This window comes from Vibrio jasicida 090810c, assembly GCF_002887615.1.
GTDB lineage: Bacteria > Pseudomonadota > Gammaproteobacteria > Enterobacterales > Vibrionaceae > Vibrio > Vibrio jasicida.
Genome location: NZ_CP025792.1, coordinates 1,494,329 through 1,506,867, shown reverse-complemented (window position 1 = coordinate 1,506,867; position 12,539 = coordinate 1,494,329). Strand labels below are relative to the sequence as shown.

The following is a 12,539-nucleotide window of genomic DNA, read 5'->3' as shown; positions in this document are numbered from 1 at the left end:
TGACAAATCAACTGTTTTGTCACTTCCTCATACCAATTAGATAGTGTGAGTGCTTATAAGGTATGTAATAATCTGATGAAACCGAGTAAATAGAGAAATACGTTTTGGCCAAACCTGCTGTTTTTATCGATCGTGACGGCGTGATCAACGTTGACCATGGCTACGTTCATGACGAACATGATTTTGAGTACATTGACGGTGTCTTTGAAGCGACGAAAGCGCTGAAAGATAAAGGCTACCTGTTGGTGCTTGTGACCAATCAATCAGGCATTGCACGTGGTAAATTCAGCGAAGATCGTTTCATTTCTTTGACTCAATGGATGGACTGGAACTTTTCCGACAACGGTGTTGAGTTTGATGGCATCTATTACTGTCCTCACCATCCGGAACACGGTATCGGCGAATACAAACAAGATTGTGATTGTCGCAAGCCAAAACCAGGCATGTTCATCTCTGCTCGTGATTTTTTGAAAATCGACATGGCTAAGTCAGTGATGATTGGTGATAAAGCCGAAGACTTGATGGCGGCTGAAGCGGCTGGTGTTGGTACTAAGATTTTGGTTCGCACTGGTAAACCAGTTACCGAACAAGGCGAAGCGATTGCCACGGTTGTTCTCGACAGCATTGCAGACGTTCCTGCATACCTAAACAAGTAATCTTCATTACTGATTGAGATAAGGGAAGCCGCTGCTTCCCTTTTATTTAAATCCAACTTTTAGTTTGATCACTTATGAGCAAAAAACTCACTATTCTTGATATCGCGAAATTGGCAGGTGTTGGTAAATCGACAATAAGCCGTGTGTTAACCAATGATCCTAAGGTGAAACCGCAAACGCGAGAGAAGGTAGAAAGAATCATTCGTGAATCTGGTTATGTACCTTCTAAGTCTGCACAGTCTATGCGTGGGGGCAGCCAGAAAGTGATCGGGGTGATTATATCTCGTTTGGATTCCCCTTCAGAAAACCGTGCTGTTGGCACTATGCTTAATGCTTTGTATTCAGCAGGGTATGACGTGGTGATCATGGAAAGTCAGTTCGATCGTGAAAAGACCAACGAACATTTAAACGTACTTAAACGCCGTAATGTCGATGGTGTTATCGTGTTTGGTTTTACTGGGTGCGATGAGCAAGCGTTAGCGGAGTGGGGCAATCGCATTGTCGTGATCGCGATGGATACCAAGCTCGTCTCTTCTATTAATTACGATAACCAAGGCGTTATTGAGATGGCGTTGTCACACCTAGAGCAACAATCTCTTTCTCGCATTGCTTATATCGGCGTTGATCCAGAAGACCGTACGACGGGGCTTGCTCGCCTGAAGACTTACCAATCTTGGTGTGAGAAAAATCGCATCGAACCTTGTTTTCAAACCGGCAAGCTTAGCCATGAAAGTGCTTATCATCTGGTGGATCAAGTCCTTCAATCCGACACGCAAGCCATCGTTTGTGCCAGTGATACCATTGCTCTTGGGGTGATTAAGCGCCTGCAAGAAAGAGGGCGTGAAGATGTCGTGGTTACTGGTGTGGGTGGCAATGAGCTACTTTCCTTCCTTTTTCCAAATGTTTTCAGTGTGGACCCCGGTTACTCTCTCGCAGGTGAAAAGGCCGCTAACATGCTGATTAATCAATTAAATGGTGATGAGTCTGTGGTGCACTTTACCCAGCAACCAGTTCGTTAATAATCCTCCTTTCGATGGTTTGCTCTAAAATTATACTGTGATCGTTCTCAATTAATGGGACTGTTCCCATTTTGTTTTTGAATGCGGAGTGGCAATATAAAAATCATCAAATGGGAATGTTCCCATTATAAAAATAAAATGATGAATTGAATGTATCCAATACAGGGTGGACAAAGTTATGAGTAAGATTGCGCGTCAAGATGTACAGCGTCTTATTGAACTGGTCGGGGGATCGGACAATATTGCCAGTGTAAGCCACTGTTTAACTCGCTTGCGTTTCGTGTTGAATGACACTGACAAAGCCGATATTGAACAATTAGACGCATTACCTATGGTAAAAGGCTGCTTTACTAACGCAGGTCAGTTCCAAGTGGTGATTGGTACTGAAGTTGATGAGGTTTACAAAGTACTGATCGAGCTGACGGGTAAAAGTGAAGCGAGCAAAGACGAATCAAAAAACGCAGCTCGTCAAAACATGAACATTGTTGAGCGTGGTATTTCTCACCTTGCAGAAATCTTTGTGCCATTGTTACCGGCGATCATCACTGGTGGTCTGATTCTTGGCTTCCGTAACGTGATTGGCGACATCAAGATGTTTGATGGTCAAACGCTAACGGAAATCAGCCAGTTTTGGGCAACGGTACACTCTTTCTTATGGCTAATTGGTGAGGCGATTTTCTTCTTCTTACCGGTTGGCGTGTGTTGGTCAACAGTCAAAAAACTTGGCGGTACTCCGATTTTGGGGATTACATTAGGTGTGACACTGGTTTCGCCACAGTTAATGAACGCCTATCTGATTGGTAAGCAAGTGCCAGAAGTGTGGGACTTTGGCTTATTCGCCATCGAGAAAGTGGGGTATCAAGCGCAAGTGATTCCGGCCATGTTAGCGGGTGTCGCCTTGGCATTCATAGAAACCAATTTAAAGCGAATCATTCCGTCTTACCTTTACCTAGTGGTCGTGCCGTTTGTCTCTATCATTGTGTCTGTGATTCTTGCGCACTCTATCATTGGTCCATTTGGTCGTATGTTGGGTGACGGCGTTGCTTTCGCAGCAAAAGCAGCCATGACGGGTGACTTTGCGATGATTGGTTCAACCATCTTTGGCTTCCTATACGCGCCTTTGGTGATTACGGGTATTCATCACACTACCAATGCGGTTGACCTTCAACTGATGCAAGAGCTAGGCGGTACGCCAATCTGGCCATTGATTGCACTATCAAACATTGCTCAAGCTTCAGCGGTAGTCGGCATCATTATCATCAGCAAAAAACATGGCGAACGTGATATCTCAGTACCTGCGGCTATCTCTGCTTATCTTGGTGTAACAGAACCTGCAATGTACGGCATCAACTTAAAGTACAAGTTCCCAATGCTGAGCGCGATGATCGGCAGTGCGATTGCCGCTGCTATCTGTGGCAGCGCAGGTGTGATGGCGAATGGTATTGGTGTGGGCGGCTTGCCGGGCATCTTGTCTATCCAACCACAGTTCTGGGGCGTATTTGCTCTGGCGATGTTGGTGGCGATTGTGGTTCCAGTAGCACTGACGCTTGTGTTGTATAAGCGCGCACAAATGAAAGGCGAGTTAGAAACCGCTAACGCGTAATCCAAACCGAGGCAGCGATTTAACTGCCTCGTTTATCTCCTCAATTTTTTAAAGATTTTTAAGTTTCCTTTTAATGGTAAGTGAGCGTTAGAAATGGCAATGACCAAGCATGATGAGAGCTGGTGGAAAACCGCAACCATCTACCAAATTTACCCAAAAAGCTTTTGTGACAGTGGAAGTAAAGGCACGGGCGATATTAAAGGGATCATTTCTAAACTGGATTATCTAAAACACCTTGGTGTGGATGCAATTTGGCTGACGCCGGTTTATCAATCGCCAATGATCGACAACGGTTATGACATTTCCGATTACTACGCGATCAACCCAGATTTCGGCACCATGCAAGATTTCGATACCCTGTTGGCTGAGGCTCACCAACTGGGTATTCGAATCATCATGGATATCGTGGTCAACCATACTTCGACAGAACACAAGTGGTTTCAATCGGCACTGGGTGACAAAAACAGCCCTTACCGTGATTACTACATCTGGAAAGATCCTGTTGATAGCGCAGAGCCAAACAACTGGCAATCTAAGTTTGGTGGCAACGCTTGGGCGCTGGATGAAAAAACGGGTCAGTACTATTTGCACCTTTTTGCTAAAGAGCAAGCGGACTTAAACTGGGAAAACCCGGTAGTGCGTGAAGAAGTGAAAGAAGTCATCAGCTTCTGGGCAGAGAAAGGTGTCGATGGTTTCCGTCTTGACGTTATCAACCTGATTTCCAAGCAGCAAGATTTCCCAAGTGACGATATTGGTGATGGTCGCCGTTTCTACACGGATGGTCCTCGCGTGCATGAATACCTTCAAGAGATCAGCGAAGCCGTGTTCCAAAAGTACGGCAGCGTGACGGTGGGTGAAATGTCTTCCACCACGCTAGAGCATTGTCAGCAGTATTCAGCGCAAGATGGCAAAGAGCTGTCGATGGTGTTCAACTTCCACCACTTGAAAGTTGATTACCCGAATGGTGATAAGTGGACGAAAGCGCCGTTTGATTTCATCCAACTGAAACAGATCTTCAACCATTGGCAAACCGGCTTAAATGGCAAAGGGTGGGGCGCACTATTTTGGTGTAACCACGACCAACCACGTGTTGTGAGCCGATTAGGTAACGACGAACAATACCGTGTTGAATCTGCCAAAATGCTTGCGGCATCGGTACACATGATGCAAGGCACGCCTTATGTTTATCAAGGTGAAGAGATCGGCATGACCAACCCAGGCTACACCGAAATCAGCCAATATCGTGATGTTGAAAGCACGAACATGTACGACATCATGATCAATCGCGATGGCGTATCTCACGACGACATGATGGCGATTTTGGCGCAGAAGTCGCGTGATAATTCACGTACCCCAATGCAATGGAACAGTGCGAAACATGCGGGTTTTACTGAAGGCACGCCGTGGCTAGAGGTGGCTCAGAACTATTCTGAGATCAACGCGGAAGCCGCAATTGCCGATTTGAACTCGGTGTTCTACTTCTACAAGCGCTTGATTGAACTGCGTAAACAGGTTCAAGTAATCACTGATGGTCGTTACGAGGACTTGCTGCCAGAACACAAACGTATTTTTGCTTACGCTCGTCAGAACGACAACCAAACGCTACTGTGTATTAACAACTACTACGGCGAAGAAGTGGAGTGTGTGTTACCAGAGCGGTTTGATATGAGCAAAGCCAAGAATCTGCTTTCCAACTATCAGAATGCGACCAGCGCGATTGCTTCCAATCACCAAGTTCTGCGTCCTTACGAAACACGCATCTTGCTGATTGAACCTTAAAGGCAAATAAAAAATACCCCTAAGGATTTCGATCCTAAACAAAAGGCTTTGGAGTGCTCCCCAAAGCCTTTTTTCTATGAGATAAGACTGCGGCTTATGCTTTCTCGATCTTGCTCAGTGTCGCTTTCTCTTCACTGATTTGAGTCTGTTCTGCTTTCAACAGTTCAACTTGTTCAATCAACCCTAGTGCAGGGTTGAACCAGCGCTCTGCGGATGTTTCAAACTCCATTGAGTCCATCTCGTCACATCTTAGGTTATAAGTATTCGTTTCGGTTAGGTAGGCGGCTTCAATTGATTTACCAGACACTTTGAAAGTTTTGCGTGCGCCTGTTTCGGTGATTTGTTGGCTCCAGCCCGCTTTACAGTTTGCCTCATTTGGCAAAGTTTTTACCCATTGGTGATCATCAAAATCATTCAGTAGGTTTGCCACTTGTTCACCATTTAGATCTAAAATGACTGAGACCTTGTTTACGCTGATATCAATGTTCGGATCTTTCTCCTTAACTGTCGAACCTTCCAAGCGAAATACTGGGCTGCTGTTCATGATGGGTACGATAAAGCGATGATCAACGAGATAGGTGTCCGTGATTTCATGCAGTGCGCCATCCGTACCGGCAAAGTAAATCGACTTCTCTTCTTCGCCGCTCTCTTCCACTTGCTGTGATAGGTAAAACTGAGTGATACCGTTGTTGACTAAGTCATGGATAACTTGTTGCACTGGAGCTGATTGTGGGATCAGAGTTAAAGCGTCAAGAAGTTCTTGGCTGCTCATTGGATCAAAATTCATCAGCACCGAGCCCACTTGTTGCCCGTCTGCAGAAATGGCGTAGTTCAGTTTTGTTGTTACTACTGGGGAAAAAGATGAGTTTTGGATCGGGTAATCGATGCTATTTTGTGGGCCTTTATTGCCGCTTGATGAGCCGGAAGAAGAGCCGCCGCCACAGCCGTAAAGTGCGATCGTAGCTGCTGCGATAAGCGTCATTTTTTTAAGCATGAGTTTACATTCCTAGTTGGTAAAGGCTGATAAATCGAGCCGTTATTTGAATGTCGCCATGCTAAGTTTTGAGTGAGAAAAAGGGCAAAAAATAAAAGCTAATAGAGTTAAATGAAAGCTTAATTTTATATTTAGGTCTTTGTTTTATCTGGATTAATATCTGCCTCGATATTGGTGCAGTATTCTTCAATTAATGCCTTCCAACGCATCACTATTTCCTTTTCCTTAATACTGACACGCAACTTCTTCCAAGGCTGTAAGCAGGTTTCTTTGGATTCTGGTTGTGACAAGCGACTAAACAATTCTTCAGAAGGCATGACGCGCAGCAGAGCCACCAAAGACTCCATATAATTGAGGCGGAATTGGTCAAGCTTATTCTGCTTGTAGGCGATATGAGAGACAAAAGTGTAAATCAGGGCATTTTGAATCAATGAATCTCCTGCCGGTGTCGTCAAGAAAGTTTTCGCCTTATCGAGATTACCAAGTTTGTAGTGGAGGATCCCCATCCATAAATTTAACTCATCAGGTAAGGCGTCAAACCCGGATTGTACTTGATAAAGAAAACCTTCGAGTTCGGCTTTATTTTGTTCGTATAAAGCTAAATGCCGAGCAATTGTGATGGCGGCAAACTCATCCATGTTTTTGATATCAGTCGTTGAAAATGCTTTTCCAAGCAGCATTTTCTTGTGGGCGTCACTCAGATGCCAAGTGCTTTTGGACGGTTCTGGTAAGTTGAAGTATTGGGCAATGTCCGTGTGGAGCTTAAACAAATCCGACTGTAAGTGTGCGGTGCGAAGCATGTATTGGTTACGAAAGGCCAGTTTACCCGTAGCAGGGTAAATCAAGTTCATTTTTGCCTTTAAAACACCTTCGGTCGGACCATCTTTGAGTTCAATATTAAGTTGATAATCGCTGGTTTGCATGTTGCGAGCGCCAGGGAAATAAGGCGTCTCGTTGATTGGATCGAGGAAATAGCTCGGTGCATCTTGGTTAGCGATGTCCGTATATGGGTACTCAACTTGTTGTTGCAATAATATCGCTTTCACCATGGTGCGGTATTCCCTTGCCTCTGCACCTAAGGCGTCAACACGGTTAAGCAGTAGCTCCACTTTTGGAATCAGCAGTTGGTTACGAGTTTGCTGAGTGGAGACTCCTTGCTGTTGCCAGACAACAACGGAAAGTATCACGCTAGAGGCAGCTAGCAGAGCACAAAGGCAGTAGGCGATAGGCCATTTCAATGACGAAGTCGTTTTTTGTGGGTTTGCCACCTTCGCTTTACGTTTGTCGGCTCTCGCTGGTGGTATTAACTGAATGTTGGCTTGGTTGAAAAAGTAACCTTTACGCGGGTAGGTCACCAATAGTTTGGCGGCATCATGCTCTGGTAAGTGCTCTTGTAGCAAGGCCCGAAGTGTACTGATTCGATTGGTAAGTACGTTCTTTGAGATAAACTTACTTTGCCAAATGGTCTCTATGATAGTTTCTGCAGACAGCGGGTGGCCAACACTGGTGAGCAACAGTTCTAATAACTCGATGCTACGCGGCTCAAGATCTATAACGACCGCTTGTTTGTGAAGGGTTTGAGTCTCTGGGTTGTAGATCAGCTCGCCAATAACAATCTGACTGTTGGTTTGTTTGGCTCGTTGTAGGAAGTCGCGCATACCATCATGAGTGATTAGGAAATGGCGAAGTATTATATAGTCATTGGAGCGCAAAATCTTATAAATTGCGCTCCAATTATCACAGAAAGGTTATGAACCGTAGCTCACAGAATAGCGATGTGGTTTGTGGTTCATCGCAAGCACTAGGTTCAGTGCGAATGCACCAAGAATCGATAGGCCGATAACCCAAGGCGTGACGAAGAAGAAAGACGCAAATAAGATGCAAGCGTCAATCGCCATCTGCGATTTGCCAACAGAAATGCCAAACTTGTCTTGAATGAATAAGCACAGTACGTTGAAGCCACCCAAGCTTGAACGATGACGGAATAAGATCAGCATACCTAAACCCATCAGTAAGCCACCGGCTACCGCACAATAAACCTCGTTAATTGATTCAAGTGAAATCAGCAAATACAGGTTGTCCGCAAAGATAGAAACCAAAGCGCCAGAAATTGCACTATTAATCGCAAAATGACGGCCAAAGCGTTTCCAAGCCAGCAAGTAAAAAGGACAGTTGGCTAAAAAGTACAGCACACCAAACGTAAAAGGTGTAAATTGGCTAATAAGCAGAGCCAATCCAGTGGTGCCTCCCGTTAAGAGGTTCGCGGATTGGAGAAAGAAAACGCCTTGAGCTACCAAAAAGGTACCTGTAAGAATTGCCATCCAGTCTTCTTTTCTTGAGTGTTTTTCCATCTAGTATGCAGTCGTTGATGATAAATCGGGCATGCATAGTAGTAAAAAGATGATCTTTTCGGTAGCTAGAGGGTAAAATTTGCGGTAAACCTATGTAATTGTTGTTTTACAGGGTGTAAAGCACAAATTTGACAGTCAGTGGATCATGGTTGAACGATTGCAACATCGTCATGATAATCCTTACTTGTCATCATGAAAAAACTGCATGAGAAAAATTGTAAATTTCTCTTTATGACCTAGATCAAATTATGTAGAATGCGCGCCATTACGGTGACGAAAACGTTTGCGTTAGGTCATTTAGTCGGTTTTTTTGCAACTTTCAGTACCAATCTGAGTCAGGAGATACAGATGCTTAAGCGTGATATGAACATCGCAGATTACGATGCGGAACTGTTCGCAGCTATCCAGGAAGAAACACTTCGCCAGGAAGAACACATTGAACTTATCGCTTCTGAAAACTACACAAGCCCACGTGTAATGGAAGCGCAAGGTTCTCAGCTAACGAACAAATACGCTGAAGGCTACCCAGGTAAGCGTTACTACGGCGGTTGTGAGTACGTAGATAAAGCTGAAGCACTAGCTATCGATCGTGCATGCCAACTGTTTGGTTGTGAGTACGCGAATGTACAGCCTCACTCAGGTTCTCAAGCAAACAGCGCAGTTTACATGGCGCTTCTAAACCCAGGCGACACAGTTCTAGGTATGAGCCTAGCGCATGGTGGTCACCTAACTCACGGTTCACCAGTAAACTTCTCTGGTAAGCACTACAACGTGATTCCTTACGGTATCGATGAAGCAGGCCAAATCAACTACGACGAGATGGAACAGCTAGCGCTTGAGCACAAGCCTAAGATGATCATCGGTGGTTTCTCTGCTTACTCACAAATCGTTGATTGGAAGCGCATGCGTGAAATCGCAGACAAAGTTGACGCTTACCTATTCGTAGACATGGCGCACGTTGCTGGTCTAATCGCAGCAGGCGAGTACCCAACACCAGTTCCACACGCTCACGTAGTAACAACGACTACGCACAAAACGCTAGCGGGTCCTCGTGGCGGTCTTATCCTTTCTAACGAAGGTGAAGAGCTGTACAAGAAGCTGAACTCAGCAGTATTCCCTGGCGGTCAAGGTGGCCCTCTAATGCACGTTATCGCTGGTAAAGCAGTAGCGTTCAAAGAAGCGATGGAACCTGAATTCAAAGCTTACCAAGCTAACGTAGTGAAAAACGCGAAGGCAATGGTTGGTCAATTCCAAGAGCGTGGCTACAAGATCGTTTCTAACGGTACTGAGAACCACCTGTTCCTTGTTGACCTAATCGACAAAGATATTACTGGTAAAGATGCAGATGCGGCACTAGGTGCAGCAAATATCACAGTAAACAAGAACTCTGTACCAAACGACCCACGCAGCCCATTCGTTACGTCTGGTATTCGTGTAGGTACGCCAGCAATTACTCGTCGTGGCTTCACTACTGAAGACGCGAAAGAGCTAGCAAACTGGATGTGTGACGTTCTCGATAACATCGGCAACGAGGAAGTTATCGAAGCAACGAAACAGAAAGTTCTAGAGATCTGTAAGCGTCTACCAGTTTACGCATAGTCCTCTGTGTAAATTTGCTTTCTTTGAAAATAACTCAGGCGAACTCGCTCTATTTCTGCGATTCGGTTTGATTATTTGATTGGTGAAAGGTCCTCATTTGAGGGCCTTTTTGTTTTTCTAGCGTATGGAAATATCAGCTTGGAGTGCGCTGAAACGAGATTCCTGATATTGCCTAGGCTCTTCGGAATGACGCTGCTTTTGGTTCTGATAAATAGGCTTATTGTCCAAATGACGGTGTTTTATGTTCGACAGATACAAAAAAGGCTGGCACTGAGCCAACCTTTCTCTTCAAAACAAGCGAGTGCTTATTTAATCTCGATACCTTGAGCCTGCATATCGGCATGGTAAGAAGAACGAACGAATGGACCACACGCCGCGTGCGTGAAGCCAAGTTCCAGTGCGATCTCTTTTAGCTCGTCAAACTCTGATGGTGGAACGTAACGCTCTACTGGCAGGTGGTGACGGCTTGGTGCTAGGTACTGACCAAGTGTCAGCATTGTTACACCGTGTGCACGTAGGTCTTTTAGTACTTGGACGATCTCTTCTTTCGTTTCGCCAAGACCCATCATAACACCTGATTTGGTCGGTACATCTGGGTGCTGCTCTTTGAACTTTTGCAGCAATTGTAGTGACCACTTGTAGTTCGCGCCTGGGCGAGCTTTACGGTACAAACGAGGTGCCGTTTCTAGGTTGTGGTTGAAGACATCTGGCGGGTTGTCTTTCATCAGATCAAGTGCTACATCCATACGGCCACGGAAATCAGGTACAAGCGTTTCAATCTTGATGTGTGGGTTCAGTTCGCGGATTTCACGGTTACAGTTTGCAAAGTGCTCTGCACCGCCATCACGCAAATCATCGCGGTCTACTGAAGTGATAACGACGTATTTCAGCTTCATGTCTGCGATGGTTTTAGCCAGTTTCTTCGGCTCTTCAGCTTCTACTGCAAGCGGACGGCCATGGGCAACGTCACAGAATGGACAACGGCGAGTACAGATAGCGCCAAGGATCATGAAAGTAGCCGTACCGTGGTTAAAACATTCCGCTAGGTTAGGGCAAGAGGCTTCTTCACATACTGAGTGAAGGTTGTTCTTGCGCATCGCTGATTTGATGTCTTGAATACGTTGGCTGTCGGCTGGTAGCTTGATCTTCATCCAATCAGGCTTACGTAGCACTTCTTTCTGCTCTGTAGGCATGTTCTTTACGGGAATCAATGCCATTTTGTCAGCGTCGCGGTATTTGACGCCTTTTTCCATCTGGATTGGTTTGCTCATGCTTTGTTACCTTGAGAAGGTGCTTCTGTGCTGAATTCTACTTGCTCGTAATCAAGCAAAGTAACGAGTTCTTGTATTAGTTGTTTTTCCACGACTTCGATATCTTCAGGGCCGCCAACTTGGCTAACCTGAACCATCTCCATTCCTTCATAGCCACAAGGGTTTATACGTAAAAACGGACCTAAGTCCATATTGACGTTCAACGCTAGGCCGTGGAATGAGCATCCTTTGCGAATGCGAAGGCCGAGAGAACATATTTTTTTACTGTCGACATAAACACCTGGGGCATCTGGTCGCGCAGCAGATTCGATATTGTATGCCTTTAGGGTGTTGATCACGAGGTTCTCGATGTGCGTAACGAGATCTCGCACCCCTAATTTTTTACGACGCAGGTTGATCAGAAAGTAAGCGACAAGCTGACCAGGACCATGGTAGGTCACTTGACCCCCGCGATCGCTTTGTACAACAGGAATATTACCAGTGTTAATGAGGTGTTCGGCTTTACCCGCTTGACCTTGTGTAAATACTGGGTTGTGTTCTACCAACCAAACTTCATCAGGCGTGTCGTCTGTGCGTTGATCAGTGAACTCATGCATCGCCTTCCATACAGGCTCATAATCTTGGCGCCCAAGTCGTCTTACAACAAGTTGGTGTTGCATGGGGATTCCTGTCACTAATATATAAAGTTTTTGGATTATAAACCGGATGAGTTTGATGCTCTACAGTTGAGTAACAGATTTTTAACTGAAAGAGTCAGTGGTTTTCATTATCTACATGATAAATAAAAAGAAAGCAGCCGAAGCTGCTTTCAAAAAAAATTTAATTTATCAAAAAATTATAGAACCATGCGTACGATGTCGATTTCACCCAGTTCTTTGTAAAGGGTTTCAACCTGCTCGATAGAGGTAGCAGTAATATTGATAGACACCGAGTGGTAGTTGCCCTTAGCACTTGGTTTTACTGCTGGGCTGTAGTCACCTGGAGCATGACGCTGGATTACTTCAAGAACGAGTTCTGGAAGTTCAGGTTTTGCATGCCCCATTACCTTGTAAGTAAATGAACAAGGGAACTCAAGCAGGTCTTTCAATTTTGCATCAGAGTTGATGGTTAGCATATCGGTAACTCCAGTTGGTATTCGTTGCGGTGCGAAATAGTACAGTCAAATTAGGGTGAACTCAAGATCATCCCCAAGCATCTTAACGTCACTTGAGTATAGATAACAAAGCCGCCCTAGTTGGCGGCTTTGCGGACTTGTTTGTTGTTCAGA

Annotated in this window: 11 protein-coding genes; 5 read left to right on the top strand and 6 right to left on the bottom strand. The window is 45.1% G+C overall.

Annotated elements, in window-relative coordinates; translation table 11 throughout:
- The first annotated feature begins 104 nt into the window (after window positions 1-104).
- The 4 genes from gmhB to treC all read left to right on the top strand — a co-directional run bounded on the left by gmhB (window position 105) and on the right by treC (window position 5,057).
- Window positions 105-656: a D-glycero-beta-D-manno-heptose 1,7-bisphosphate 7-phosphatase gene (gene gmhB / locus C1S73_RS07100; RefSeq protein WP_038865397.1), complete on the top strand. Its 552-nt coding sequence runs from the start codon at window positions 105-107 to the stop codon at window positions 654-656.
- Window positions 657-730: 74 nt separating this feature from the next.
- Window positions 731-1,675: a trehalose operon repressor TreR gene (gene treR, locus C1S73_RS07095; RefSeq protein WP_038865396.1), complete on the top strand. Its 945-nt coding sequence runs from the start codon at window positions 731-733 to the stop codon at window positions 1,673-1,675.
- Window positions 1,676-1,853: 178 nt separating this feature from the next.
- Entirely contained in the window at window positions 1,854-3,278 is a 1,425-nt protein-coding gene (gene treB, locus C1S73_RS07090) for a PTS trehalose transporter subunit IIBC (protein ID WP_038865395.1), read from the top strand.
- A gap of 93 nt (window positions 3,279-3,371) precedes the next feature.
- Window positions 3,372-5,057: an alpha,alpha-phosphotrehalase gene (gene treC / locus C1S73_RS07085; protein WP_038865393.1), complete on the top strand. Its 1,686-nt coding sequence runs from the start codon at window positions 3,372-3,374 to the stop codon at window positions 5,055-5,057.
- Between the two features lie 94 nt (window positions 5,058-5,151).
- Here treC and C1S73_RS07080 read toward each other — a convergent pair whose 3' ends face one another.
- The 3 genes from C1S73_RS07080 to C1S73_RS07070 form a co-directional block, all read right to left on the bottom strand.
- Complete coding sequence (locus tag C1S73_RS07080) at window positions 5,152-6,051, bottom strand: hypothetical protein (protein ID WP_038865392.1); 900 nt, start codon at window positions 6,049-6,051, stop codon at window positions 5,152-5,154.
- Window positions 6,052-6,182: 131 nt separating this feature from the next.
- Window positions 6,183-7,709 carry a winged helix-turn-helix domain-containing protein gene (locus C1S73_RS07075; protein WP_038865391.1) on the bottom strand — a complete coding sequence of 509 codons (1,527 nt, stop codon included), beginning with the start codon at window positions 7,707-7,709 and terminating at the stop codon, window positions 6,183-6,185.
- A gap of 90 nt (window positions 7,710-7,799) precedes the next feature.
- Window positions 7,800-8,402, bottom strand: a complete 603-nt coding sequence (locus tag C1S73_RS07070; RefSeq protein ID WP_038865389.1) for a YitT family protein — start codon at window positions 8,400-8,402, stop codon at window positions 7,800-7,802.
- A gap of 348 nt (window positions 8,403-8,750) precedes the next feature.
- Between C1S73_RS07070 and glyA the strand changes: the two genes are divergently transcribed.
- Window positions 8,751-10,001 (top strand): serine hydroxymethyltransferase, encoded by a 1,251-nt coding sequence (gene glyA / locus C1S73_RS07065; protein ID WP_038865388.1) that lies wholly within the window; start codon window positions 8,751-8,753, stop codon window positions 9,999-10,001.
- A 305-nt stretch (window positions 10,002-10,306) separates the two neighbouring features.
- Here glyA and lipA read toward each other — a convergent pair whose 3' ends face one another.
- From lipA to ybeD, 3 genes are all read right to left on the bottom strand, one after another.
- Window positions 10,307-11,272, bottom strand: coding sequence for a lipoyl synthase (gene lipA, locus C1S73_RS07060; RefSeq protein WP_038865387.1), 966 nt, complete (start codon window positions 11,270-11,272; stop codon window positions 10,307-10,309).
- Window positions 11,269-11,931 carry a lipoyl(octanoyl) transferase LipB gene (lipB, locus tag C1S73_RS07055; RefSeq protein ID WP_038865385.1) on the bottom strand — a complete coding sequence of 221 codons (663 nt, stop codon included), beginning with the start codon at window positions 11,929-11,931 and terminating at the stop codon, window positions 11,269-11,271. Before lipB ends, lipA begins: the two co-directional genes overlap by 4 nt.
- 176 nt (window positions 11,932-12,107) lie before the next feature.
- A complete protein-coding gene (gene ybeD, locus C1S73_RS07050) occupies window positions 12,108-12,386 on the bottom strand; it encodes a DUF493 family protein YbeD (RefSeq protein WP_038865384.1) in 279 nt (92 codons plus the stop codon).
- Window positions 12,387-12,539: the final 153 nt, after the last annotated feature.